Origin of the sequence: Pseudomonas sp. Irchel s3b2 (genome assembly GCF_900187445.1) — a bacterium.
GTDB lineage: Bacteria > Pseudomonadota > Gammaproteobacteria > Pseudomonadales > Pseudomonadaceae > Aquipseudomonas.
In genome coordinates, this window is the sequence record NZ_FYEB01000001.1 from 88,561 (window position 1) to 114,004 (window position 25,444).

General features: G+C 57.7%; 25 protein-coding genes and 1 pseudogene. 15 read left to right on the forward strand and 11 right to left on the reverse strand.

The annotated features are described in order from the left end of the window. Nucleotides 1-143: 143 nt before the first annotated feature. The 3 genes from CKW20_RS00455 (at nucleotide 144) to CKW20_RS00465 (ending at nucleotide 4,453) form a co-directional block, all read left to right on the forward strand. A complete protein-coding gene (locus tag CKW20_RS00455) occupies nucleotides 144-2,882 on the forward strand; it encodes a LuxR C-terminal-related transcriptional regulator (protein WP_095051200.1) in 2,739 nt (912 codons plus the stop codon). A gap of 84 nt (nucleotides 2,883-2,966) precedes the next feature. Beyond that, complete coding sequence (locus CKW20_RS00460) at nucleotides 2,967-3,608, forward strand: MBL fold metallo-hydrolase (RefSeq protein ID WP_095051201.1); 642 nt, start codon at nucleotides 2,967-2,969, stop codon at nucleotides 3,606-3,608. Between the two features lie 119 nt (nucleotides 3,609-3,727). Next, on the forward strand, nucleotides 3,728-4,453 hold the full coding sequence (locus CKW20_RS00465; RefSeq protein WP_095051202.1) for an OmpA family protein: 726 nt from the start codon (nucleotides 3,728-3,730) through the stop codon (nucleotides 4,451-4,453). 169 nt (nucleotides 4,454-4,622) lie between these two features. Here CKW20_RS00465 and CKW20_RS00470 read toward each other — a convergent pair whose 3' ends face one another. Further along, a complete protein-coding gene (locus tag CKW20_RS00470) occupies nucleotides 4,623-5,057 on the reverse strand; it encodes a YhcB family protein (RefSeq protein ID WP_030129754.1) in 435 nt (144 codons plus the stop codon). A gap of 145 nt (nucleotides 5,058-5,202) precedes the next feature. On the opposite strand from CKW20_RS00470, the gene CKW20_RS00475 reads away from it, so the two are divergent. The 3 genes from CKW20_RS00475 to zapE all read left to right on the forward strand — a co-directional run bounded on the left by CKW20_RS00475 (nucleotide 5,203) and on the right by zapE (nucleotide 8,397). After that, nucleotides 5,203-5,832: an alpha/beta hydrolase gene (locus CKW20_RS00475; protein ID WP_095051203.1), complete on the forward strand. Its 630-nt coding sequence runs from the start codon at nucleotides 5,203-5,205 to the stop codon at nucleotides 5,830-5,832. Between the two features lie 24 nt (nucleotides 5,833-5,856). Further along, nucleotides 5,857-7,212 (forward strand): tryptophan--tRNA ligase, encoded by a 1,356-nt coding sequence (locus CKW20_RS00480; RefSeq protein WP_095051204.1) that lies wholly within the window; start codon nucleotides 5,857-5,859, stop codon nucleotides 7,210-7,212. A 90-nt stretch (nucleotides 7,213-7,302) separates the two neighbouring features. Then, nucleotides 7,303-8,397 (forward strand): cell division protein ZapE, encoded by a 1,095-nt coding sequence (gene zapE / locus CKW20_RS00485; RefSeq protein WP_095051205.1) that lies wholly within the window; start codon nucleotides 7,303-7,305, stop codon nucleotides 8,395-8,397. 71 nt (nucleotides 8,398-8,468) lie between these two features. Here zapE and CKW20_RS00490 read toward each other — a convergent pair whose 3' ends face one another. The 5 genes from CKW20_RS00490 to CKW20_RS00510 all read right to left on the reverse strand — a co-directional run bounded on the left by CKW20_RS00490 (nucleotide 8,469) and on the right by CKW20_RS00510 (nucleotide 14,950). Then, nucleotides 8,469-9,464, reverse strand: a complete 996-nt coding sequence (locus tag CKW20_RS00490) for an asparaginase (protein ID WP_095051206.1) — start codon at nucleotides 9,462-9,464, stop codon at nucleotides 8,469-8,471. A gap of 78 nt (nucleotides 9,465-9,542) precedes the next feature. Beyond that, the gene (locus tag CKW20_RS00495) at nucleotides 9,543-10,751 is read right to left on the reverse strand and encodes a hypothetical protein (RefSeq protein ID WP_095051207.1); all 1,209 of its coding nucleotides are present in this window, start codon (nucleotides 10,749-10,751) and stop codon (nucleotides 9,543-9,545) included. 15 nt (nucleotides 10,752-10,766) lie between these two features. Continuing rightward, the gene (locus tag CKW20_RS00500; protein ID WP_095051208.1) at nucleotides 10,767-11,654 is read right to left on the reverse strand and encodes a nitrilase family protein; all 888 of its coding nucleotides are present in this window, start codon (nucleotides 11,652-11,654) and stop codon (nucleotides 10,767-10,769) included. Between the two features lie 198 nt (nucleotides 11,655-11,852). Continuing rightward, nucleotides 11,853-13,799: an FAD-dependent oxidoreductase gene (locus CKW20_RS00505; RefSeq protein ID WP_095051209.1), complete on the reverse strand. Its 1,947-nt coding sequence runs from the start codon at nucleotides 13,797-13,799 to the stop codon at nucleotides 11,853-11,855. A 254-nt stretch (nucleotides 13,800-14,053) separates the two neighbouring features. After that, on the reverse strand, nucleotides 14,054-14,950 hold the full coding sequence (locus CKW20_RS00510) for a GlxA family transcriptional regulator (protein ID WP_176466862.1): 897 nt from the start codon (nucleotides 14,948-14,950) through the stop codon (nucleotides 14,054-14,056). A 244-nt stretch (nucleotides 14,951-15,194) separates the two neighbouring features. Here CKW20_RS00510 and CKW20_RS00515 point away from each other — a divergent pair, with 244 nt between their 5' ends. Continuing rightward, nucleotides 15,195-16,331: an acyl-CoA dehydrogenase family protein gene (locus CKW20_RS00515; RefSeq protein ID WP_095051211.1), complete on the forward strand. Its 1,137-nt coding sequence runs from the start codon at nucleotides 15,195-15,197 to the stop codon at nucleotides 16,329-16,331. Nucleotides 16,332-16,460: 129 nt separating this feature from the next. On the opposite strand, the gene CKW20_RS00520 is transcribed toward CKW20_RS00515, so the two are convergent. Beyond that, the gene (locus CKW20_RS00520) at nucleotides 16,461-17,501 is read right to left on the reverse strand and encodes an NADP(H)-dependent aldo-keto reductase (protein ID WP_095051212.1); all 1,041 of its coding nucleotides are present in this window, start codon (nucleotides 17,499-17,501) and stop codon (nucleotides 16,461-16,463) included. Nucleotides 17,502-17,746: 245 nt separating this feature from the next. Here CKW20_RS00520 and rplM point away from each other — a divergent pair, with 245 nt between their 5' ends. From rplM to CKW20_RS00560, 8 genes are all read left to right on the forward strand, one after another. Then, nucleotides 17,747-18,175, forward strand: coding sequence for a 50S ribosomal protein L13 (rplM, locus tag CKW20_RS00525; RefSeq protein WP_007905295.1), 429 nt, complete (start codon nucleotides 17,747-17,749; stop codon nucleotides 18,173-18,175). Between the two features lie 14 nt (nucleotides 18,176-18,189). Next, nucleotides 18,190-18,582, forward strand: a complete 393-nt coding sequence (rpsI, locus tag CKW20_RS00530) for a 30S ribosomal protein S9 (RefSeq protein ID WP_003228056.1) — start codon at nucleotides 18,190-18,192, stop codon at nucleotides 18,580-18,582. Between the two features lie 267 nt (nucleotides 18,583-18,849). Beyond that, nucleotides 18,850-19,443, forward strand: coding sequence for a ubiquinol-cytochrome c reductase iron-sulfur subunit (petA, locus tag CKW20_RS00535; RefSeq protein WP_095051213.1), 594 nt, complete (start codon nucleotides 18,850-18,852; stop codon nucleotides 19,441-19,443). Then, on the forward strand, nucleotides 19,443-20,654 hold the full coding sequence (locus CKW20_RS00540) for a cytochrome bc complex cytochrome b subunit (RefSeq protein WP_038981622.1): 1,212 nt from the start codon (nucleotides 19,443-19,445) through the stop codon (nucleotides 20,652-20,654). Before petA ends, CKW20_RS00540 begins: the two co-directional genes overlap by 1 nt. Beyond that, the gene (locus CKW20_RS00545) at nucleotides 20,654-21,436 is read left to right on the forward strand and encodes a cytochrome c1 (protein ID WP_095051214.1); all 783 of its coding nucleotides are present in this window, start codon (nucleotides 20,654-20,656) and stop codon (nucleotides 21,434-21,436) included. Before CKW20_RS00540 ends, CKW20_RS00545 begins: the two co-directional genes overlap by 1 nt. Nucleotides 21,437-21,586: 150 nt before the next feature. After that, nucleotides 21,587-22,204, forward strand: a complete 618-nt coding sequence (locus tag CKW20_RS00550; RefSeq protein ID WP_007905304.1) for a glutathione S-transferase N-terminal domain-containing protein — start codon at nucleotides 21,587-21,589, stop codon at nucleotides 22,202-22,204. A 16-nt stretch (nucleotides 22,205-22,220) separates the two neighbouring features. Continuing rightward, entirely contained in the window at nucleotides 22,221-22,634 is a 414-nt protein-coding gene (locus CKW20_RS00555; RefSeq protein WP_008004998.1) for a ClpXP protease specificity-enhancing factor, read from the forward strand. 295 nt (nucleotides 22,635-22,929) lie between these two features. Next, the gene (locus CKW20_RS00560; protein ID WP_007905458.1) at nucleotides 22,930-23,187 is read left to right on the forward strand and encodes a hypothetical protein; all 258 of its coding nucleotides are present in this window, start codon (nucleotides 22,930-22,932) and stop codon (nucleotides 23,185-23,187) included. A 143-nt stretch (nucleotides 23,188-23,330) separates the two neighbouring features. Here CKW20_RS00560 and CKW20_RS00565 read toward each other — a convergent pair. The 4 genes and pseudogenes from CKW20_RS00565 to CKW20_RS00580 form a co-directional block, all read right to left on the reverse strand. Further along, a pseudogene (locus CKW20_RS00565) lies at nucleotides 23,331-23,456 on the reverse strand (YkgJ family cysteine cluster protein); the annotation flags it as partial. A 29-nt stretch (nucleotides 23,457-23,485) separates the two neighbouring features. Then, nucleotides 23,486-23,812: a hypothetical protein gene (locus CKW20_RS00570; RefSeq protein WP_095051215.1), complete on the reverse strand. Its 327-nt coding sequence runs from the start codon at nucleotides 23,810-23,812 to the stop codon at nucleotides 23,486-23,488. A 191-nt stretch (nucleotides 23,813-24,003) separates the two neighbouring features. Then, nucleotides 24,004-24,462 carry an N-acetyltransferase gene (locus CKW20_RS00575; RefSeq protein WP_095052228.1) on the reverse strand — a complete coding sequence of 153 codons (459 nt, stop codon included), beginning with the start codon at nucleotides 24,460-24,462 and terminating at the stop codon, nucleotides 24,004-24,006. A 26-nt stretch (nucleotides 24,463-24,488) separates the two neighbouring features. Next, nucleotides 24,489-25,391 (reverse strand): chemotaxis protein CheV, encoded by a 903-nt coding sequence (locus CKW20_RS00580; RefSeq protein ID WP_095051216.1) that lies wholly within the window; start codon nucleotides 25,389-25,391, stop codon nucleotides 24,489-24,491. Between the last annotated feature and the right edge of the window lie 53 nt (nucleotides 25,392-25,444).

Below are 25,444 nucleotides of genomic sequence, written 5' to 3' on the forward strand. Positions count from 1 at the left end.
GGTGTGGCTGTCCGGTTTACCGAGACTTCTGTTCGTAGTCTTTTTGTAGCCATTTGTAGCAACAACCTTCAATAGCTCTTCGTTTACCGCTAGGCTGCGGACATCTGTAACGCCGCCATCAGCCTTTCAAACAAGAGCCGGCCATGACTGATCTGTCCCCACTTCCGGGCCCTGCAAGCGTTGCCGTCGCGGTATTGAACGGGCGCTTTTTCCGGCCTCCGCTGCCCGATGGCCATGTGCTGCGGCCGCGTTTGTGCGAGCGCCTGAGCGCCGGCCTCGGTGGCAGGCTGTTGCTGGTCAGTGCGCCGGCGGGGTTCGGCAAGAGTTCATTGGCAGTGGAATTTTGTCAGGGGTTGCCGGATCACTGGCAAAGCCTGTGGCTGGGGTTAAGTCCGCGGGACAGCGATCCCGGGCGTTTTCTTGAGCGCCTGCTCGAAGGCCTTCAGGAGTATTTTCCGCAACTGGGCAGTCAGGCGCTGGGGCTGTTGAAAATGCGCCAACGTCATCAGCCGTTCGCTTTCGAAGAATGGCTGGACGGTTTGCTCGATGAGCTGGCTGTGCATCTGTCACCCGGTACGCCACTGTTGCTGGTACTTGATGACTATCATCTGGCCCAGGGCCCGGTGCTTGATCGTTGCCTGCAATTTTTTCTCAATCATTTACCCGACGGTCTGCTGGTCATGGTCACTAGCCGGCAACGTCCCGACTGGCATCTGGCGCGCCTGCGGCTATCGCGGCAACTGCTCGAGTTGCATGAGCAGGATCTTCGACTGACCCATGATGAAGCCCTGACCCTGCTTGATCGGCACAGCATTTCATTGCGTGGCGAGGCGCTGGAGAGTTTGATCCAGCGTAGCGAAGGCTGGGTGGCAGGGCTGCGCTTCTGGCTGCTGGCGGCCTCCGAGGCGGGCTGCGAGGGTGCGTTGCCCCAATCGCTATACGGTGGCGAAGGGCTGATTCGCGATTACCTGCTCGAAGAAGTCATCGATAGTCTGCCTGCCGAGGTGCAGTCATTCCTGTACGACACCGCGCCTCAAGAGCGCTTTTGCAGCGAATTGTGCGACGCCGTGCGCGAAGCCCATGACAGTGCCGAGATCCTGCGTTTCCTGCTGGCGCATCAGGTGTTTCTGGTGCCGCTGGACGAACACGGTCATTGGTATCGCTATCACCACCTGTTTTCCGACCTGCTGCGCAGCCGGCCCACCGCGCAGGCAATGGTGCCGACGGCCAGCCTGCATCTGCGTGCCTGCCGCTGGTTCAACGCCCAAGGGTTACTCGATGAGGCGGTAGAGCAGGCGTTGCGTGCAGGGCATCTGGACGTTGCAGCGAATTTGGTACAAAACCTTTCTGAAGAACAGCTGCTGGCCGAGCAGAACGTCGGCATGCTGCTGCGCTGGAAAATGGACTTGCCCGACAGCCTGCTGATCAGCACGCCACGGCTGATCGTGCTCTACAGCTGGGCGTTGGGGCTGGCCTGCCAGCTGGACGCCGCTGAGGAACTGGCCAGCCACTTGAGCCGCTTCCTGCCGGCCCCGTCGGCCACTGCGCAAAAATCCATGCTGGCGCAATGGCTGGCCCTGAGCGGCATCATTGCCCGGGGGCGAGGCAATCGCGAGCTGACGTTGCTCTATTGCACAGAAGCGCTGGAGAGCCTGCCGGCCAAACGCTATGGGCAGCGCCTGATGTGCCTCTCGACATTGTCGAACCTGGCCATTGCCGACAGCGACCTCTGGCGCGCACGGGGATTGAATCGTGAGTCTCTTGAGCTGGCACAACGGGTCGGTAATCCGCTGTTTGAGGCGCTGGCCCATTACGACCGCGCCCGTGTGCTGCAAGCGCGCGGGGAGATTCTTCGTTCACTGGACGAAGTCCGCCAGGGGTTGCAGCGCCTGCAAGGCTTATCCCCGCAACGGCTTTATGCAGTGCGCGCCCGCTTGACCTTATACGAGGGGTTCTTGCTGGCGCTGCGCTTGCAACCCCAGGCCGCACGGGGACGTTTGCTCGCGGGTTTGGGCGAAGCACGGGCCTGTCGCGACATCAGTGTGCTGATCGGCCACTGCGTGATTGCCCGTCTGGAGGGCAGCAGCGGCGAGTTCGCCAAAGCGTTTGCCGAACTCGCCGAGGCCGAGCGCCTGATGCATATCTGGGATGTCCCGCCGATTTACTACTTGGCGATGATCACCCTGGTCAAATGCGAACTCTGGCTGGCCCAGGGCCGCACCGACCTCGCCGAGGCCTGGCTCGCGCGACTGGGCCAGACCTACAACGGCGAGCATCCCGCGGCCCCCCCGGAGTTCCATCCGCAACTGCCGCTGCACATTGAACTGCAACAGGCGGTTCTGGACGTGATGAAAGGCCAGCCCATGCTCGCCGTAGGGCGCTTGAATGCACTGCATGAACACGGTCAGCACAGTGGCCGGCAGATGCTCAGCGTGATGGCACTGAATCAGAAAATCATGCTGTTGTTGGCGGGCGGGCGCGAATCCGAGGCCCGCAAGGCATTGATCCAGGCTTTGGAAGCGGCCGCCGGTGGCGTCCTGCAACCGTTTGAACAATTGCTGACCAAACATCCGGACTGGCTGCGCGGGCAACTTCAACTCTGTGCGCCGACGGGCGTTTCGCAGAGCCTCTCGGAAAAACTTCCGGCCCTGGTCTCTCGGCCGATGGTGGAGTCATCACCTGCTGCCGAACAACTCAGCACGCGTGAACTGGCCGTTCTGCGACTGATTGCCCAAGGGTGTTCGAACCAGGAAATCAGCGATCAGTTGTTTATTTCGCTGCACACGGTGAAAACCCATGCCAGCCATATCAACAGTAAGCTGGGGGTTGAGCGGCGCACGCAGGCAGTGGCGCGAGCGAAGGAATTGGGGGTGTTGGGGTAACGCATTTTTACAAGCACATGAGGTAAATGGCTCAGGGCGATTTTGTGCCAAAATTGGCCATTCCTGTTTCCCGAGCGTGCCCCGATGTCCCAGCAACCCACCCTCATCCGCGAAACCTTCCCCGTCGGCCCGTTGCAGTGCAACTGCACAATCATCGGCGACCCGATCACCAAAAAAGCCATCGTGGTCGACCCGGGCGGCAATCACGAACTGATCCTTGCGCGTCTCGATGCCTTGGGCCTGAAGGTGGTCAGCATCATCCACACCCATGCGCACCTCGATCACTTCCTGGCTTCCGGGCAGCTCAAGGAGAAAACCGGAGCGACGCTGCACCTGCATAAAGACGATCAATTCCTCTGGGACAATCTGGAGATGCAGTGCCAGATGTTCGGTGTACCTTATACCCCCGTGCCATCGCCGGATCGCTGGTTGGCCGACGATGAAGAGTTGGCTTGCGGGTGTGGCGTGGCGTTGCACACGCCGGGTCATACACCAGGTTCCATGAGCTTTTGGTTTTCAGAGGCTAAGCTGCTGATTGCCGGTGATACGCTGTTCAAGCGCGGGGTAGGGCGCACGGATTTGTGGGGAGGCGATCAGGCGACTCTCGTGCGTTCGATCAAGCAACGGTTGTATACCCTCGACGAAGAGGCAACGGTGGTGACCGGTCATGGTCCGGATACTCGTCTGGGCGATGAAATGCGCGGTAACCCCTTTGTACGAGCCTGAAGATGCAGTTGTGAAAGTCACGACGGAATTTTTGGCGTTGGCCATGATCCAACGCCCGCAAAGGTTTATTGCTTAAGTCCGCTGCACCACAGAATGCAAAAAAAAAGTAGGAGCTCTCCATGTTCACCTCGCGTCGTTTGATTATTGTCGCTACTGCGGTGGCTTTGTTGTCCGGTTGCGCATCGCAGAACCCTTATGACAGCCAGGGTCAGGCTGATGGCGGCTCCACGGGCATGAGCAAAACCGCCAAATACAGTGGCCTCGGCGCCTTGGCCGGTGCGCTGGCCGGTGCTGCCATCAGTCATGATAACCGTGGCAAGGGCGCGCTGATTGGCGCCGCCGTGGTGGGGGCTTCCGCCGCCGGCTATGGTTACTACGCCGACCAGCAGGAGAAAAAGCTGCGGGCCAGCATGGCCAACACCGGGGTTGAAGTGCAGCGTCAGGGCGATCAGATCAAGCTGATTATGCCGGGCAACATCACATTCGCCACCGATTCGGCGAACATCGCGTCGGGCTTCTACCAGCCGCTGAACAATCTGGCGGGCTCGCTCAAGGAGTTCAACCAGAACCAGATCGAGATCGTCGGCTACACCGACAGCACCGGCAGCCGTCAGCACAACATGGACCTGTCCCAGCGTCGTGCCCAGAGCGTGGCGACTTACCTGACTTCCCAGGGTGTCAGCGGCGCCAACCTGTCGGCGCGTGGTGCCGGGCCGGATAACCCGATTGCCAGCAATGGTGATGTGAATGGCCGGGCACAGAACCGTCGTGTCGAGGTCAACCTGAAGCCGATTCCGGGTCAGGAATATCAGCAGCAGGGTCAACCTGTTCAGCAGTATCAGTAACAGCCTGACTGAACCCCAGGCGTACAAAAGCTCGCCCGATCCTCAACAGATCGGGCTTTTTTTGTTGTCTGTTCAGGCCCTATCGCGAGCAGGCAAAGAAGACATCAGCAACAAAAAAGCCCTCGAACAATCACTTGTCCGAGGGCTTTTTGTGTCGCGGGAAACCTGATTACTTCTTCAGGCCGTAATGCTCATCGAGCATGCCTGGCGCGTTCGGCATTTTAGGGGCGTAGTCGCGAGGCGGTTCCTGATCGCGCGGTGGCGTCAGGCGTTCCCGTGGCGCCTGTGCCGCGTCGGCGTGCAGGGCCGCCAGCAAGCGTTGGCGAGTCTGCTCGTCCAGGGCCAGACGATTGGCGCCCTCGGCGAGATGATCCTGCACTTCCTGATAGCTCTGAGTCAGTTTCTTGACCAGTGTTGCAGTGCTGTTGAAGTGGGTGACCACTTCGTTCTGATAATTGTCAAAACGTTCCTGAATATCATCCAGCTGACGTTGCGTGCGGTTAGGCGCGGCATTCGGCACCAGGCGAGCAATCAGGAATCCAATGGCGACACCCACAACCAGGGCAAGAGTCGGCAACAACCAAACTAAGAGCGAGTGTTCCACGAGTCCTTCCTCTATAAACGGCTTTGCTTTACGTTAACGGCTCGAACCTGCGCTGTATACCGCGATTCACTCGCAATAGAATTGGCACAGACAATTGGCTAGACGAGTCGACCCGATTCGAGGTCACGGAGTTCCTTCCTTGCTTATGCGCGAAACCCCTGTAGTGATTGATGGCCCGGTCGGTCAATTAGAGAGCTTGTATCTGGACAGCGAGCAGCCCCGCGGCCTGGCGCTGATCTGCCACCCGAATCCGGTGCAGGGCGGCACCATGCTCAACAAAGTCGTCTCGACCTTGCAGCGCACCGCGCGCGACGCCGGTTTGATTACTTTGCGTTTCAACTACCGTGGCGTCGGTGCCAGTGCAGGCACGCACGACATGGGCAGTGGCGAAGTCGATGACGCCCAGGCAGCGGCCGAGTGGTTGCGAGCCAAACATCCTGAAATACCTTTGACTCTGTTCGGTTTCTCCTTCGGCGGTTTTGTTGCCGCCAGTCTCGGCGGACGTCTGGAAGCCAAGGGCGAGCAACTCAAGCATGTGTTCATGGTCGCGCCCGCCGTCATGCGTTTGGGCGACCAGGATCAACTGCCGCAGCATGGCGAGTTGACCCTGATCCAGCCGGAAACCGACGAAGTCATCGATCCGCAGCTGGTTTATGACTGGTCCGACGCGCTCGATCGCCCCCATGAGCTGCTGAAAGTGGCAGAATGCGGACACTTTTTTCATGGCAAGCTGACCGATCTCAAGGATCTGATCCTGCCGCGTCTTTCGAATTGATTGCAGTCTGACAAGCGATTACCCATGACGACTCGTACCCGTATCCTCACCGGCATCACCACCACTGGCACGCCGCACCTGGGCAACTACGCCGGCGCCATCCGCCCGGCGATCATCGCCAGCCGTGACAGCAATGCCGATTCGTTCTACTTCCTGGCCGACTACCACGCCCTGATCAAATGCGATGACCCGCTGCGCATCCAGCGCTCGCGTCTGGAAATCGCCGCGACCTGGCTGGCCGGTGGCCTGGATGTGGACCGTGTGACGTTCTATCGCCAGTCCGATATCCCGGAAATCCCTGAACTGACCTGGCTGCTGACCTGCGTGGCCGCGAAGGGCCTGCTCAACCGCGCCCATGCCTACAAGGCCTCGGTGGACAAGAACGTCGAAACCGGCGAAGACCCGGACGCCGGCATCACCATGGGCTTGTACAGCTACCCGGTGTTGATGGCCGCGGACATTCTGATGTTCAACGCCCACAAGGTGCCGGTCGGTCGTGACCAGATCCAGCACGTGGAAATGGCCCGGGACATCGGCCAGCGCTTCAACCACTTGTTCGGCCAGGGCAAAGAGTTCTTCACCATGCCTGAAGCGCTGATCGAGGAGAGCGTCGCCACCTTGCCAGGGCTCGACGGTCGCAAGATGTCGAAAAGCTACGACAACACCATTCCGTTGTTCAGCAGCGCCAAAGAGATGAAAGACGCGATTTCGCGGATCGTTACCGACTCCCGTGCTCCGGGCGAAGCCAAGGATCCGGACAATTCGCACCTGTTCACCTTGTTCCAGGCTTTCGCCACCCCGGCGCAGGCCGATGAGTTCCGCAGCGAGCTGTTGCAGGGGCTGGGTTGGGGTGAGGCGAAAAATCGTCTGTTCCAGCTTCTGGACAACGAATTGGGCGAATCCCGCGAGCGTTATCACCAGCTGATCGAACGCCCGGCAGATCTGGAAGACATGCTGCAGATCGGCGCCAAAAAGGCCCGCTCGGTGGCGACGCCGTTCCTCCACGAACTGCGCGAGGCGGTCGGCCTGCGTTCTTTCGTCGCTCAGACCCAAGTCGCGGCGACCACCAAGAAGAAAACTGCGAAAGCCGCGCGCTTCGTCAGCTTCCGTGAAGACGACGGCAGTTTCCGCTTCCGTCTGCTGGCGGCCGATGGTGAGCAACTGTTGCTGTCGCGCAACTTCGCCGACGGTAAAACCGCAGGCCAAGTGACCAAGCAACTGCAATCCGGTCAAGCCTTGGACGTGCGCAGTGAAGACCTGAGCTTCAGCGTGTGGCTGGAAGGCGAATGCATTGCCGACAGTCCGGCCTTCGCCGACAGCGCTGCTCGCGATGCTGCCATCGGTGCTTTGCGCGTTGCACTGACACCGGTTCAGGAATAATCAACGGCTCGGTCCGACCAAGGGCCGATTGCCATTCCCACGGGCCGTCGCTACAGTGACCGCCCGTTTTTGTTGCCTTGCTAACGAATTATGACGCCCCTAGAACGATATCAAGCTGATCTGAAACGCCCGGAATTCTTCCATGACGCAGCCCAGGAAACGGCGGTGCGTCATTTGCAGCGCCTGTACGACGATCTGGTTGCAGCCTCGCAGAACAAACCGAACCTGCTCGGCAAACTGTTTGGCAAGAAAGACCAGACGCCGGTCAAGGGTCTGTACTTCTGGGGCGGCGTTGGTCGCGGCAAGACTTACCTGGTCGACACCTTCTTCGAAGCGCTGCCGTTCAAGGAAAAGACTCGCACTCACTTCCACCGCTTCATGAAGCGCGTGCACGAAGAAATGAAGACCTTGGGCGGCGAGAAAAACCCGCTGACCATCATCGCCAAGCGCTTCTCCGACGAGTCGCGAGTGATTTGTTTCGATGAGTTCTTCGTCTCCGACATCACCGACGCGATGATTCTTGGCACGCTGATGGAAGAACTGTTCAAAAACGGCGTGACCCTGGTCGCGACGTCGAACATCGTGCCGGACGGCCTGTACAAGGACGGCCTGCAGCGTGCGCGTTTCCTGCCAGCCATTGCGCTGATCAAACAGAATACCGAGATCGTCAACGTCGACAGCGGCGTCGATTACCGTCTGCGTCACCTCGAGCAAGCGGAGCTGTTCCACTTTCCGCTGGATGACGCTGCCCAGGAAAGCCTGCGCAAGAGCTTCCGTGCCTTGACGCCGGAATGCACGGCAGCGATCGAGAACGACGTGCTGGTGATCGAGAACCGTGAAATCCGTGCCGTACGCACCTGCGATGATGTGGCCTGGTTCGACTTCCGCGATCTCTGCGACGGGCCGCGCAGCCAGAACGATTACATCGAACTGGGTAAAATCTTCCACGCCGTGTTGCTCAGCAATGTCGAGCAGATGAGCGTCACCACCGACGACATCGCCCGACGCTTTATCAACATGGTCGACGAGTTCTACGACCGTAACGTGAAGCTGATCATTTCTGCCGAAGTCGAGCTCAAAGACCTCTACACCGGCGGTCGCTTGAACTTCGAGTTCCAGCGCACGCTTAGCCGTTTGCTGGAAATGCAGTCCCACGAGTTCCTGTCCCGGGCGCATAAGCCGTAGAACGATTCAAAAAAAACAGAACGTTTCCGAAAACAAAAAAGGGCCTGCACTTGCAGGCCCTTTTTCGTACGTCAGTTTTGAAACCGGGTGTCCTCATTAAGGTAGTTCGCCAGCTTATCCTGGCACTGGCAGCCGGCGAGCAGCCAAAGCAGTATCCTGGCTTTGCGTGGGCAGAGGAATCCAGCCATCGATGCACCTTTACGAATCAGGTCCATTTCGCTGCCCATAAAGCCGTAGGAAGATTGTGCGGTGGAGCCAGAACCGGTTCGGGTCGCGATGATGACGGGAATTTTTTCTGTGATTTTTCCCACGACGTCAGCCCAACTCTTTGAGATGTGTCCTGCGCCGAAAGCCGAGATCACCAGCCCGTTGTAGCCCAGATCGAGGATGTTTTCCAATAACAGGGTGTCAGCAGAAAGCGACGCTTCCAGCAGAGCGATCTTTTGTGTGGTCTGTAGTGGCAAGGGTAAGACCCTTCGTTGGGCCGGCTGACGTAGATAGCGGACGGTTTTCTCTACCAGCAGGCCAGTAGGACCAAAGATGGGAGAGGAAAACGCCTGCAGCGCCAATGAGTCGGTTTTGCGGACGACATTCGCTTGATGAATCTGTCCGTTCAGCACCACTTGAACGCCTCGCTGACGGCTGTTTTCAGCTAGTGCTACCAGGCAAGCATCCAGCAGATTCGCCGGACCATCGGCCCCTGCCTGGGCTGCCGAGCGCATGGCGCCGGTCAGGACCAACGGTTCGTCGTGGTCCCACAAATAGTCAAAAAATGTGGCGGTTTCTTCGAGGGTGTCCGTGCCCAGGGTGATGACCACACCTACCGCACCTTGCCTGATTTGAAAATTCGCCCAAGAAAGGACACTTAGCAGGAACTCGAAATCCAGCGACGCACTTGGCAACAATCCGAGCGTGTCAACGGTGACCCATGCCAGATTCGTCAGCTCCGGTACCGAGGCCAGCAGGGTTTCGCCGCTGACGGTCGGAATCACTCCTTCGTTGGCGTTCCTGGCTTGCATGCTCACGGTGCCGCCGAGCGCTGCGATGGCCAGTTTGGGCAGGTCCATGTGATACCTCGCTTGCTTGTGATGAGAGGTGGCTGTATCCGGAGTTGAGTCCGTGATACAGCTCAATGGCGGTTTTCGTCAGTTGGCTATCAGGAGTCCGATAAACGGAATGATCAGCAATGTACTGATGGCCATGGACAGCACATTACCGATGAAGGCGTGCATGTCGGCCGGCAGCCGCTTGGCAATAGCGCATGCCAGCGGTGGTGCAATCAGTGCCCCCAGCAGAGCGCTCGGGACGATGACCTGCCAACTGCCGCCGTATGTCAGAACGGCCGCCGGCACGACGGACACCAGCGGAATGTAGGTGGGATACCAGCCACGCAACATCCATTGCCGACGCCAGATCACCACCCCTAACGCCGAGGTCAACGCTTGCGCGGCGATCAGTTGTGGCAGCAAGCCCGTGCCGTATACCGGGCTCGTCGGGTTCAAGGTGTAAGCCAGCAAGGCGCCCGCGATTAAACCGAGACTGGCCCATTCATTGCCAAAGAACGGCGCTTCCGAAAAGTCCGCCAACACCCGGCGCAGGCTCCAGACGATGCCGTAATCAGGCGCTTTGCTGATGGCGGGTGCGGGCGCAGACTCCAATGGCTTCTTGGGTGGGGCGGACTTCACCAGGCTCGGCAGATAACGGCAGAGCAGAAACGCGACGACGCTGGCGATTGCCATGCCCGAGACATTGCCGACCACAGCTGGCAAACCGAGGGGATTGCAGACATAGTTGACGAACAGCAAGCACATCGGGGTGACGAACACAGCGCCCATGATTGCGCCATTGATCGTGACCTTCCAGCCGCCGCCAAACATCAGCACCATTGCCGCCGGCAATGAAACAAAGGCTGCAAACGTGGGTTGCCAACTAGTGGCCGTGACCGTCCAGCCCCATAGCAGGTTGCTCAGCAAGAGGCCAAGCAACGAACTGGTGACGAGCCATGGCCATAATCCGCTGCCGTAACAAATGGTAAAGCCTTGCCAGGCTTTTCCCGTTCGATTCGCCCAATAGGCCAGATAGGCACCGGCCAGCAGCCCGATCGAAGCGAACTCATGTTTGTAGAACGCAACCTCGCTGATGTCTCCCAGGACCCAGCGCAACCAGGCACTCGGCTCCGGAAGGCTCGATACCATGTGACTGTAGTCTGGCCAATGGGCTGACCAGGCTGTCCGGTAGGTGAATGAAAGCCAGATGATCGATAGTGTCGTGCCGAGCATCAACCCGATGATCGTCATGTCCAGTGTCGATCTGGAGGCAAGCGGATCTTGCGGTTTTTCGTTTGTGGTTCCCATCAGTCAGCCCCCCTATCAGCGTGGCAGACAAGGGTGCTGGGTGTAGCCGAGCATCTGATCGTAGAGATCGGCTCGGCGATCGCGATGCAGATCGTTCAGGTTGTTCCAGATGGGCGCGCTACGCGAGCTGGTCAGATCGATATCGGCAAACAGGATTTCCTGCTTGTCCGCTGAAGCCACCTGGCCAATCGGCCAGCCGTTGGTGCCTGCGATCAGCGAGCAGCCCAGATAGCGTGCCCCTCGCTCTTCACCGATCCGGCTCGCGGCCGCAATAAACACATTGTTGACGTGTGCGGCTGTCATCGTCAGGTACGACGCCATGCACTTGCCGGCTTCATCGAACAGCGGTGGAGGCGTCCAGACCCAGTTGTTCAGGCTGCAAATGATGTCCGCACCTTGCTGACTCAGAATGCGCGGTACCTCCGGAAACCAGATATCCCAGCAAATCAGCAATCCGATCCGACCTATCGGTGTGTCGAAAACCGGGAAACCCAGATCACCGGGGGTGAACCACAACTTCTCCAGATTCCACAGATGCGCCTTGCGGTACTTGCCGATGAAGCCGTCCGGCCCGACAAGAACGCCGGTGTTGAACAGCTGCATGCCGTCGCGCTCCGTCAAACCGGCGACTAGATAAACGTTGTGTTGGCGGGCGAAGTCCATCCAGCTTTGCACGCTCGGCCCGCCGGGAACCGCCTCCGAATGCTCGAACGCATCCTGCCGGTTGCTGAAGAAATAACCTGTGCTTGAAAGCTCTGGCAGGACGATGAGATTCGCACCGTCATTTGCCGCTTCCAGTGCCAATTCCAGGCTACGACGCAGATTTGCTTCGCGATTTTCCATGCCGACTTGTGGATCGAATTGCACGACTGCTACACGAACAGGGCTTGTTGGCTCACTCATTCCCGATGACCTCTTTTTTATTGTTATTCACGCTGTTTAGTTGCGTATTTATAAGAGTCGAATCGGCGCGATGGCGTAAGTCAGCCATTTCCGTTTAGGTTGTAGTCCGTATCCCAAGCTGAAAGGGCGGGGCGCTTGGTTTTTGGGGGCCAAGACGGAGCCAATGCGCGCCGTGCATGGCTCCGGAGGGCGAAGTGATCAGGTTCCGACGTTGTAGTGCGGATAGTCGCTCATGGAAAAACCGCCATTGAAAGCCGCATCGGTTTTGTTGCAGATATGGATGACCGCATCGACGGCGCCTCGAAAGCAAGGCTCCGTCCAGCCGGCATCGACTGAAAATGATTCGCCGGAAAAATACAGACCTGAAACATGCGCGAAGTCCCGGTTGTACTTCATCAGGCCTACGGCGTCGTAGTAGGTGCCGGGCCGGTACAACTTTGCACAGCCCAGCGCATTTTTATCGGTCATCCAACGTTGGACCACGGCTTGATCAAGGCCAATGTAGGGAGAAATTTTCTCCTGAATGTTGGCGGAATTCATGAGGATCCGGTCCAGCTCTTTGGCACACGTATTCACCAGTTCCTTGTCGGTGAATGAGGCGAGTTTGGTAGCGTCGTCCTCCCATGTGTAACTTAAAAGGATGCAGTCATAACTGTAGCTATCGTTGTAGCGGTAGGTGTAGACGTCATGGATGAAACTGTCAGTGACAATGGCTTGCGGGATTTTGCTGTTTTTTGACAGGAAGGATTTTTTTAACGGAGCGAAGACTTTGCAACTGGTTTCCCAGTGCGCAGTTTTATAGGCATTGATCGTCTCGAAAGGCAGCATCTGTGGCGTGAAGTTTTCAAGCTTGATGCGGGTTTCAATCAGCCAGGAGGGGAGGGTCATGATGACCGAATCAAAGTCATCGAAACGCTCCTGGATTTGCTCGGGATGGCTGTGCTTCCAGTTGTAGTAGACCCGTGTTTTCTGATTGGTCAGTTTTTCAAGTCGGGTAACGGATGAGTCCGTGAGCAAACCGTTGTCTCTTTCCTGGCAGTGGTCGTAGAAGGACTTTCCGGTTTCGTCGGTTTTCATGAACAGCAGGCATTCGTCCAGCGCTGCAAGACCGATATAGCGAGGCCTGTCGAAACTCAGCCCCATCGAATCAAAAACGGCTTCGCTGTGCAGGTAGGGTGAATCCAGCGGATCGCCCATTGAGTCCACCCGACCCTGGATCAGTTGCAACTGGCTGCTGAACCCAAAAATGGCCGTACGCAGCGGGTAAAGAGAGCACACATCGTAAAAGGCTCCCCAGCTACCGTCGCCGATGCCAATGGCATAGAAGATCGCGGACTCTTGTGCTGACATTCCCATTCCGCCAAAGTCCCCCGGTGAGCGTTCATCCCAGGCTTGCATAGCGGGCATACTGACCAGATCGCGAAACGAAACACTCTCGTATTTTTCGACGATGGCGGCCCACATGGCTTCCCATTCCGGACTGGCGTAAACCTCGGCGACGTGCCGGGTCATGCGATCGGCAAAGGCCCTCCACTTGGCATAAACCTTTTGCAATTCCTCGCCGGGAGGCGGTGTCTGGCCGTCTTCATTTTTCCAGATAAGCATCTGTGGAGTCGGTCCGCCGCCCATGCTGCCTTCTCGCAGATAGATGCCGGTCGACGTGACCCATTGGCTTCCGGGATTGGCAAAATCTGAAAACGCCAAATCAAACGCCTTGGCGTAGTAGGCCATCAGCGACCGGCCCTCTGTCGGTGGCTCGTCCGCCCGGTTGAAGAAGGGCATGCGCATGGCGCCCATTTCAAACGGTGTATGGCTCATCGGCGAGTGCGGGCTTCCAGGAATGGTCAGGTGCCTGCCGCCTATGCGTCTGGATTGTTCTATGAGAGTGATCTGGGTGAAACCGCAACGATAAAGTTCTCTGGCGGCCGTCAGTCCGGTGACGCCGGCGCCAATAATACAAATTTTATGTTGCGGGTCAGTTGCCTTGGCAATGCCGTTTTCCTGTTCAACCAATGCTCGATAATCGAAGCACAAGTCGGGTGGATTTGGAAAGCGAGTCGCCCATTTGTTTTTAGCCGAGCGCTTGGTTCGAACGGCTTCCCTGATTACGAATGATGGATAGTTGTAGCTTGATCCGATGGTCACTGTTGATCTTCCCTGATGTTGTTTTCAGGGAACGATTCTCAAGTTTTTAAGGGGCGGTGTATGTGAGCAGAGTCGAGTGCTCTGGTGCTCTGTATACCGCTTTTTGCGTAGGAAAATGCATAGAGAAAAACCTGCGCACGCAAAACTAATGTGGGAGCGAGCCTGCTCGCGATAGCGGTGTGTCAGTCACATCAATGCGCCATCGTTATCGCGAGCGGGCTCGCTCCCACATGGGTTTGTGTGTCGCTTGAGATCTACGCAGCTTGCTGAAACTGCTGCCGATACTGGTTCGGCGACAACTCCGTGTGCTGGCGGAACAGTCGCGCGAAGAAGCTCGCATCGTCGTAGCCGACCTCATAACTGATGGTCTTGATGCTCTTGCGACTGCCGGACAACAAGCCCTTGGCGGTTTCGATGCGCAGTCGCTGCAGGTAATGCAGCGGTTTGTCGCCGGTGGCGGTCTGGAAGCGGCGCATGAAGTTGCGGATGCTCATGCCGTGTTCACGGGCCACGTCTTCGAAGCGGAACTTGTCGGCGAAGTGTTCTTCGAGCCAATGCTGGATCTGCAGGATGATCACATCCTGGTGCAGCTTCTGCCCACCGAAACCGATCCGTCCTGGCGCATAGCTGCGCTGCACTTCATAGAGAATGTCGCGGGCCACGGCCTGGGCCACGTTGGCGCCGCAAAAACGTTCGATCAAATAAATGTAGAGGTCGCAGGCTGAGGTGGTGCCGCCAGCGCAATACAGGTTGTCGGCGTCGGTCAGGTGTTTGTCCTGATTGAGGTGTACGCGCGGGAAGCGCTCGGCAAACGCATTGAAGAAACGCCAGTACGTCGTCGCTTCCTTGCCATTGAGCAACCCCGCCTCGGCCAGCCAGAACACTCCGGTGGCCTCGCCACACAACACGGCACCGCGTGCATGCTGCTGACGCAGCCACGGCAGCACCTGTGGATAACGTTTGCAGAGGGTGTCGAAATCGTCCCAGAAGGCGGGAAGGATGATGACGTCGGCATTTTCCAGGCCGCCGTCCACCGGCATGATCACGTCACTGAAGCTGTTAACCGGTTTACCGTCGGGGCTGACCAGCCGGGTTTCAAACGCCGGTGTCAGGCCGTGGCCCAGTTGTTTGCCATAGCGCAGGCTGGCCAGATGGAAGAAATCCTTGGCTTGCATGAGGGTGGAAGCGAAAACCCGGTCGATAGCCAGGATGCTGACGCGCCGCAAGGGCGTGGAGACTTGGTTAGACATAATTCAACTTTATTCTTATAGGGGAAAGTGGTCACCAGACGGCTGGATCGTCTTATTTTTTGTCGGATGTGTCCAGTGTCCTGTATCGGAAGCGAGGCTTAGTCTCTGAAGGTCAATTCCGTCTAACGATAACGACAGGTGCCGCATGATCCCCAGAACCTTGTTCAGCTCCGAGCACGAACTTTTCCGCGACAGCGTGCGAACGTTCCTCGAAAAAGAGGCCGTGCCGTTCCATGGGCAATGGGAAAAACAAGGCTACATTGACCGCCAACTCTGGAACAAGGCGGGGGAGGCGGGGATGCTCTGTTCGCATCTGCCGGAAGCATACGGCGGGCTGGGGGCGGATTTTCTCTACAGCGCGGTGGTGATCGAAGAAGTCGGTCGCCTGGGTCTGACCGGGATCGGTTTTTCTCTTCATTCGGACATTGTGGCGCCTTACATCCTGCATTACGGCAGTGAAGCGCTGAAACACAAATACCTGCCAAAACTGGTGTCTGGGGAGATGGTGACCGCGATTGCCATGACCGAGCCGGGTGCCGGTTCCGACCTGCAAGGCGTGAAAACCACCGCTGTGCTGGAGGGCGACGAATACGTGATCAACGGTTCGAAGACCTTCATCACCAATGGCTTTCTGGCTGACCTGGTGATCGTCGTGGCCAAGACCGATCCGAAGGCTGGGGCGAAGGGCACCAGTCTGTTTCTGGTGGAGGCCAATACGCCGGGCTTCGCCAAGGGCAAGCGTCTGGAAAAGGTCGGCATGAAGGCTCAGGACACCTCGGAATTGTTCTTCCAGGACGTTCGGGTGCCGAAGGAAAACCTGCTTGGCCAGGCTGGGATGGGCTTCGCTTATCTGATGCAGGAATTGCCGCAGGAGCGTCTGACGGTCGCAGTCGGCGGCTTGGCGTCAGCCGAAGCGGCGTTGCAATGGACGCTGGATTACACCCGTGAACGCAAGGCTTTCGGCAAGGCCATCGCCGACTTCCAGAACACCCGCTTCAAACTCGCTGAAATGGCGACCGAAATCCAGATCGGCCGGGTTTTCGTCGATCGCTGCCTGGAACTGCATCTGCAAGGCAAACTTGACGTGCCGACAGCGGCGATGGCCAAGTACTGGGGCACCGACCTGCAATGCAAGGTGCTCGATGAGTGCGTGCAATTGCATGGCGGTTACGGATTCATGTGGGAGTACCCGATCGCCCGGGCGTGGGCGGATGCACGGGTGCAGCGGATTTATGCCGGAACCAATGAGATCATGAAGGAGATTATTGCGCGGTCGCTGTAATGCAGCGTGATCGTTCCCACGCTCTGCGTGGGAATGCCGCCATGGACGCTCTGCGTCCGCTTTGGAAGTGACGCAGAGCGTCACGGGATGCATCCCCACGCAGAGCGTGGGAACGATCATTGTCTTGAGTTACGGTGCAGGATTTGGATGATCCTGGTGAATTGCCTCAATCCCTGCCAGCACTTCATCGGAAAGTTTCAGCTTGAAGCTGGCGATGTTGCTGTCCAGTTGCTCAAGCGTGGTGGCGCCAATGATGTTGCTGGTGACGAACGGTTGCTGCGTGACAAATGCCAGTGCCATCTGCGCCGGATCCAGGTCATGTTCACGGGCCAGTGCCACATAACGGCTGCACGCCGCTTCCGATTGCGGATTGAAATAGCGGCTGAAGCGGCTGTAGAGGCTCAGGCGCCCTTTAGGCGGACGTGCGCCCCCTTCGTATTTGCCCGACAGGAAACCGAACGCCAGTGGTGAATAGGCGAGCAGCCCGCACTGTTCGCGGATGGCGACTTCCGCCAAGCCGACTTCGAAGCTGCGATTGAGCAGGTTGTAGGGATTCTGGATCGACACCGCGCGCGGCCAGCCACGGGCTTCGGCGAGGGCGAGGAAACGCATAGTGCCCCACGGGGTTTCGTTGGACAGGCCAATGTGGCGGATCTTGCCGGCCTTGACCTGCTCGTCCAGTGCTTCGAGGGTGTCTTCCAGCGGCGTGAGGTTGACTTCGCTCGTGTGCTTGTAGCCCAGTTGTCCGAAGAAATTGGTGCTGCGTTCCGGCCAGTGCAATTGATAGAGGTCGATGTAGTCGGTCTGCAAGCGCTTGAGGCTCGCATCCACGGCCTGGACGATGTGCTCGCGGTTGTGCTTGAGGTTGTTGTCGCGGATGTAGTCGATGGTGTTGCCGGGGCCGGCGATCTTGCTCGCCAGGATCCAGTCGGCGCGATCGCCGCGACTTTTGAAGTAATTACCGATGTAACGCTCGGTGGTGGCGTAGGTTTCGGCCTTGGGCGGCACCGGGTACATTTCGGCGGTGTCGATGAAATTAATCCCGGCGTGCTTGGCTCGTTCGATCTGGGCGAAGGCTTCAGCCTCGCTGTTTTGCTCGCCCCAGGTCATGGTGCCGAGGCAGATTGCGCTCACGTTCAGATCGGTACGGCCTAGCTGGCGATAGTCCATCGGATGCTCCTTGAGCAAAACAATCATAAAAGCAGGTTGAAATATTTTTCGCAATCTGCATAATTGCGCACCTCTTTCTGCAGTGGAAGTGATGCGCCGCCGCCGAAGAATCTTGCCGTTGAACGGACGCGCCGACCCGAGCCCCCGAAAGCGTCTGTATCCGGCTGCCTTTGACTTGTCAAAGTACGCACTATTCAGTAAGATCCGCCGTCTAATTTACAGGGCGGCCCCTGAGGCTATAAAGAATGAAAACTTTTACTGCTAAACCGGAAACAGTACAGCGCGACTGGTTTGTCGTCGACGCTGCAGGTCAGACCCTGGGTCGTCTGGCCACCGAAATCGCGAGCCGTCTGCGTGGCAAGCATAAAGCTGAGTACACTCCTCACGTTGACACCGGCGATTACATCGTCGTTATCAATGCCGAGCAGATTCGTGTAACCGGTGCTAAAACCACCGACAAAATCTACTACTCCCACTCCGGTTTCCCGGGCGGCATCAAGTCGATCAACTTCGAAAAGCTGATCGCTAAAGCCCCTGAGCGCGTGATCGAGACCGCGGTCAAAGGCATGCTGCCTAAGAACCCGCTGGGTCGCGACATGTATCGTAAGCTGAAAGTCTATGCGGGCGCTGTACACCCTCATACTGCTCAGCAGCCCCAAGAACTGAAGTTTTAACGGAATAGTTCATTATGTCGGCGACTCAAAATTACGGCACTGGCCGTCGCAAGACCGCAACCGCACGCGTTTTCCTGCGTCCGGGTACTGGTAACATCTCCATCAACAACCGTTCGCTGGATAATTTCTTCGGCCGCGAAACTGCCCGCATGGTAGTTCGTCAGCCGCTGGAATTGACTGAGACTGTCGAGAAGTTCGACATCTACGTCACCGTGATCGGCGGTGGTGTAAGTGGTCAAGCTGGCGCAATCCGCCACGGTATCACTCGCGCTCTGATGGACTACGACGAAACTCTGCGCAGCGCTCTGCGTAAAGCCGGCTTCGTAACCCGCGATGCACGTGAAGTTGAACGTAAGAAAGTCGGTCTGCGTAAAGCGCGTAAGCGTCCGCAGTACTCGAAGCGTTAATTCGCTTTCACGTTCAAAAAGAACGCCCAGTTTCCTCGCGAAGCTGGGCGTTTTTTTATGGGCGCAATTTATCAGGGAATTACGCTGTGACAACTTGCCACATCCACAGAGCCCCTATACTGCAAGGCTTGGCAGTGGAGCCCTTCGGTAATTACCTTGTCAGAATTGGGGCTTTTCATTACCATTCGGCAAAATTTTTATAAGTTCAGATTTTTACTTAGTAGACGCCTGATTTAACAGGCCACAAAGCTGATGGGAGAGGACTGAATGAGCAATGACGGCGTGAATGCAGGCCGGCGTCGCTTCTTGGTAGCAGCCACATCCGTGGTGGGTGCTGCAGGAGCGGTGGGGGCTGCGGTCCCGTTCGTGGGGTCATGGTTTCCCAGTGCCAAGGCGAAAGCTGCAGGTGCACCGGTGAAAGTGAATGTCAGCAAAATCGAGCCAGGTCAGCAAATGATTGCTGAGTGGCGTGGTCAGCCGGTGTTCATTGTCCGCCGTACCGAGGAAATCCTGGGGAATCTGAAAAAGATCGAGGGTCAACTGTCTGACCCCACCTCCAAGAGCTCGACGCAACCGACCTATGTCGACCCGGAAACGCGTTCGATCAAGCCAGAAGTTCTGCTGCTGATCGGTATCTGCACCCACCTGGGTTGCTCACCGACATTCCGCCCTGAAGTGGCACCTGCCGACTTGGGCAAGGATTGGGTAGGTGGTTATTTCTGCCCTTGCCACGGCTCCCACTACGATTTGGCTGGCCGCGTCTACAAGTCGCAACCCGCGCCTTTGAACCTGCCAGTTCCCCCGCATTCCTATGAGACCGATGACATCATTATCATTGGCGTCGATACGGAGAAAGCGTGATGAGCAAGTTCATGGATTGGGTTGATGCGCGCTTCCCCGCAACCAAAATGTGGGAAGACCATCTCAGCAAGTACTACGCCCCGAAGAACTTCAACTTCTTCTATTTCTTTGGCTCCCTGGCATTGCTCGTTCTGGTCAACCAGATCGTTACCGGTGTCTGGCTGACCATGAGCTACACCCCGTCGGCGGAAGAAGCCTTTGCTTCCGTCGAATACATCATGCGCGACGTCGAGCACGGCTCGATCCTGCGAATGTTGCATGCAGTCGGTGCTTCGATGTTCTTCATCGTGGTTTACCTGCATATGTTCCGTGGCCTGCTCTACGGTTCGTACCAGAAGCCGCGTGAGCTGGTGTGGGTCTTCGGCATGCTGATCTATCTGGCGCTGATGGCTGAAGCCTTCATGGGTTATCTGCTGCCGTGGGGCCAGATGTCCTACTGGGGTGCCCAGGTGATCATCTCGCTGTTCGGTGCGATCCCGGTCATCGGTAACGATCTGACTCAGTGGATTCGTGGTGACTACCTGATTTCCGGTATTACCCTGAACCGCTTCTTTGCCTTGCATGTGGTTGCCCTGCCGATCGTGATCCTCGGTCTGGTGGTGGTGCACATTCTGGCGCTGCACGAAGTCGGTTCGAACAATCCGGATGGCGTCGACATCAAGAAGCACAAAGACGAAAACGGCGTACCGCTGGACGGCATTGCCTTCCACCCGTATTACACCGTGAAAGATATCGTCGGCGTGGTGGTGTTCCTGTTCATCTTCTGTTCGATCGTATTCTTCTTCCCGGAAATGGGCGGCTACTTCCTCGAGAAGCCGAACTTTGAAGTGGCGAACGCCTTCAAGACCCCTGAGCACATCGCTCCGGTCTGGTACTTCACACCGTTCTACGCGATTCTGCGGGCGGTTCCAGACAAGCTCCTGGGCGTTATCGCCATGGGCGCGGCCATTGCTGTGCTGTTCGTCCTGCCGTGGCTGGATCGCAGCCCGGTCAAGTCGATGCGCTACAAAGGCTGGCTGAGCAAGATCTGGCTCTGGGTGTTCTGCATCTCGTTCGTGATCCTGGGTGTTTTGGGTGTTCTGGCTCCAACGCCAGGCCGTACGTTGCTGTCGCAGGTATGTACCTTCCTGTACTTCGCCTACTTCATTCTGATGCCGTTCTACACCAGGCTCGAGAAGACCAAACCGGTTCCGGAAAGGGTGACTGGCTGATGAAAAAGCTATTTGCTGTACTGATTCTTGCGGCGATGCCTGTGTTTTCGTACGCGTCGACAGCCGGTGCTCCTGAGTTGGAAAAGGTCGACATCGACGTTTCCGACAAGGCTGCCATGCAGGATGGCGCGCGTACGTTCGCCAACTATTGCATGGGCTGTCACAGCGCCAAGTTCCAGCGCTACGAGCGTGTCGCCGATGACCTGGGCATTCCTCACGAGCTGATGCTCGAGAAGCTGGTCTTCACCGGCGCCAAGATCGGCGATCACATGAACATCGGCATGCAGCCGGCGGACGCCAAAACCTGGTTCGGTGCGGCACCGCCCGACCTGACGCTGGTGGCTCGTGTTCGTGGCACAGACTGGCTCTATGGCTATCTGCGTTCGTTCTACGAAGACCCGTCGCGTCCTTGGGGCGTGAACAACAAGGTGTTCCCGAACGTCGGCATGCCTAACGTTCTGGTCGGCCTGCAGGGTCGTCAGGTGGTAGGCTGTAAACAAGTTCAAGTCGTCGAAGACGGCAAGAAGCAATTCGATCCGCTGACCGGCACGGCTTTGACGCATGAAGCCTGCGATCAACTGACTGTATTGCCGAAAACCGGCACGCTGAACGAAGAGCAGTTCGACGAGAAGGTCAAGAACCTGGTGACCTTCCTGGCCTACTCGGCCAACCCGGTGAAGCTGCAGCATCAGCGCATCGGTACCTATGTGTTGCTGTACCTGGCGTTCTTCTTCGTATTCGCTTACTTGCTCAAGCGTGAATACTGGAAAGACGTCCATTGATAAAGTTGTAAGCCATTGCTGTTAATCGCGCGCGCCCAAGGGCGTCTCTGAAGGTGTAACGAGTCTGGTGATCCAGGCGTTACGGGAGGCGCCCTCTGGGCGCGCGTGTTTTTCCGTTTCCGATAATTTCAACAAGCGAGGAGGACCGCCATGGGCGTGACCAATCGGTTGGCCTGTTACTCCGACCCCGCCGACCACTATTCCCACCGAGTGCGCATCGTACTTGCAGAGAAGGGTGTCAGCGCCGAGATCATTTACGTAGAAGCTGGTCGCCAGCCGCCTAAACTGATTGAGGTGAACCCTTACGGAAGCCTGCCCACCCTGGTCGATCGTGACTTGGCGTTGTGGGAGTCGACCGTGGTGATGGAGTATCTGGATGAGCGTTACCCGCACCCGCCATTGCTGCCGGTTTACCCTGTGGCGCGTGCCAACAGTCGTTTGCTGATTCATCGTATTCAGCGTGACTGGTGTGGCCTGGTGGATCTGATCCTGGATTCGCGGACCAAGGAAGCAGCCCGTGTCGTGGCTCGTAAAGAGCTGCGCGAAAGCCTGACAGGCGTGTCGCCGTTGTTCGCCGACAAGCCGTTTTTCCTCAGTGAGGAACAAAGTCTGGTGGATTGCTGCCTATTGCCAATACTCTGGCGATTGCCGATTCTGGGTATTGAACTGCCGCGGCCTGCCAAGCCGTTGCTTGATTATATGGAGCGCTCGTTTGCGCGTGAGGCTTTCCAGGCGAGTCTGTCTGGTGTCGAACGCGATATGCGCTAAGGCTTAAGGAGCCGCTATGAACTCCAGTCGACCTTATCTGGTCCGCGCGCTCTACGAGTGGATTGTGGACAACGATTGCACCCCGCACATGCTGGTCAATTCCGAGTATCCGTCGGTGCAGGTGCCTCAAGGTTTTGCCAGTGACGGGCAGATTGTCCTGAACGTTTCCCCGGCAGCCGTGCGTCATCTGCACATGGACAACGAGGCAGTCAGCTTCGAAGGGCGCTTCGGTGGCGTGCCGCACACCCTGTACGTGCCTATCGCATCGATCCTTGGCATTTACGCTCGGGAGAACGGCCAGGGCATGGTGTTCGATATGGAATCGCCTTTGGAAGACGAGGAAGAGATCGAGCCGGATGATGATGTTCCGCCACCCGACAGCGAGCCGCCGCGTCCCAGCGGTCGACCCAGTTTGAAAGTGGTGAAGTAGTAAAAAGGCGATCCGAATGGATCGCCTTTTTTATGTGCGCCCGGTGGATCTATGTCGTATACGGAATCCGTGAGCGACGATGAGGCTTGCCCCACAACCCTGTAGGAGCAAGCTCGCTCCTACAGGGGGCCGTGTCTTAACTGACTGGCATTGAGGCTTGCCCGCGAAGACGGCAGGTCAGTCAGCGCAAAACCCAACTGAGCAACTGCAGCTTGCGGCTCCCGACACAGGTATACTGCCGCCTTTCGTGGCTCGCCTACCGGGCCCGACTCTTTGAGCATCACCCGGAGCTTTCATGACTTCCCCGACACAACCGCCGGTTGCCGACGCTTTGAGCGACGACCAGGCAGACCTGCCAGACAGCGTCGACTCCAGCGCAGACAGCGAAACCAAAGCGGCGATTCCAGCGTTCAAGTTTCCGTTCAAACCGGGTGAATTGGCCGCGGCGAAAAATGCCAGCCAGCCTTGGTACAAGAACGGCGCCAAGAATGGTCACACCAAGACCCCGGGTGCAGCGCCTCCTGGCACTCGTCGTTCGATGGGTAAGCGCTGATCGTTGATCTTCTGCCATAGACGGCGGTGCCTGATCTGTCGTCTTCGCGAGCAAGCCCGCTTGTGTCTTGCGCAAGAATTAGACTGAGGATGAGAGCGGGCTTGCTCGCGAAAGGGCCAGCACAAACACCACAGATCTTGGGCTCAGGCCGCCCTCAACGAAATAAACGCATAGTTCACTGGCACTTCAGTCGCCACCTGCGCCCCGGCTGCCAGCACTTGCCCGGCAATATCATCGCCTGACACATGAAAGACCCATTCACCGTCCGACTCTGTTCGCCACCTGATCAATGCGCCACTCACTGCGCTTTTGTCGTTGGGCGGATAGAGTCCCACTCGCTCACGTAAGCTGTTTTGCTCTTCTTGTTGTAGAGGCACAACTCGGTGCCTCGCTGGCCTTTCATGTGTTTTTGCGGGTACTGGCCTTGCAGCAGGAGTGCGGTATAACCGACTCGGTCATCGAACTGCGCGGCATTGCCGACGGGTTTGGCGTTTTCCAAGCCGCTGGTTTTGGTGCAACTGGCGAGCACGGTTTTGTCGTAGGCGGCCCAGGCGTCGGGGCTGGAGGCGTGGGCTTGGGTGGCGAGGGTGGTGAGACAAAGGACGGTCAGGGTGATGGCTTTCATGGTTTGGGCATCCTTGGCGTGTAGTGGCCGAGGTCGGAGTATGCCTGATGGATCGATGTTGGTTGTGCCGGCCTCTTCGCGAGCAAATCGGATCGCCGCACCGCCGCTCCCACAGTGGATCATCGTCGTTCACAGATTCGGTGTACGACAAAAATCGACTGTAGGAGCGAGGCTTGCCCGCGAAGACGGTGTCAGGTTGGAACCGGCTCCCGACGGACCACATACATTCCGGCACTTTCATACAAGCGCTGCGCCCGAAGGTTGTTTTCCAGCACCTTCAAATCCACAAACCCTTCCCGGCGATGCTGAAACACGTTGAAAGCATGTAGCAGCATCGCACGGCCAAGTCCGCGGCCTTGAGCGCGCGGATGCACCACCAGGCTTTTGATGTAAGCGCTGGTCCAGCACTGGGCAACGCCGACGATTCCTTCGGCGTCGAATGCGATGAAGCACAGGGACGGATCGTATTCGGGATCGGTTTCGAAACGCCGTTGCCAGACTTCCAGCGTCGGCACGCGACCGCTACCTTCCAGATAGCCCAGTTCCATCAAGTGATGAACGGCTTCGGCCAGTTCGGGACGGTACTCGGTCAACTCAATACCATTTGGCCAAGTGCACGGCGGCACATCCTCAGCGAGGTTGCGTCGCATCAGAAAACAAAAGTTCTCGGCCACACTCAGTGACCTTGTTCAGCGACGGCCCTGGCCGCCGCGATCAGGCATTTGGTCAGTTCCGGCGAGGAGAATTTAGTCAGCACCGCGTTGGCCCCGGCCAGTCGCGCCTTCTCGCTATTCATCGCGCTGTCCAGCGAGGTGTGCAGCAACACATAAAGGTGCGAGAAGTCCGGGGTTTCACGCAATGTGCGGGTGAGGGCATAGCCGTCCATTTCCGACATTTCGATGTCCGAGACGATCAGGTTGATCTGCTGGGAGGTGCCTTGCAGGTCCAGCAGGCAATCGATGGCTTCCTTGGCGCTGCGAGCAGTGTGGCATTGCAAGCCAAGGTTGCGCAGGGTGTGCACCGATTGTTGCAGGGCGACCTGGCTGTCATCGACCACCAGAATCCGCGCGTTGCCGAGTACTTCGGCGTCTTCCATGCTCAGTTCGGTCGGGGCCGTTTCGATCTGCGCCGGAGCGATGCCGTGGATGACCTTTTCGATGTCCAGCACTTGCACCAGCGTGCCGTCGACTGAGGTCACGCCAGTGATGTACGAACGCACGCCGCCGGAGCCGAAGGGTGGTGGACGGATGTCGGTGGTCAGGCAATGGACGATCTTGCTCACCGCCTGAACGTGCAGGCCCTGCTTGGAGCGGCTGACGTCGGTGACGATCAGGCAGCCACCGTTCGGGTCTTCCAGCGGCCGCTCGCCGATGGCGCGGCTCAGGTCGATCACCGACAACGACGCGCCGCGCAGGGTGGCGATGCCTTTTACGTGGGGGTGCGACTCCGGCAGCTTGGTCAGCGGCGGGCAGGGGATGATTTCGCTGACTTTCAGCAGGTTGATCGCCATCAGCTTGCCGCTGCGCAAGGTAAACAGCAGAAGCGAAAGTGAATCTGCGCGGGCTTTGTTGGAAGACATAAAAACCTTCTGTGGAAAAAGGTGATGGGCGATTGTGACGATCGCCAACAGCT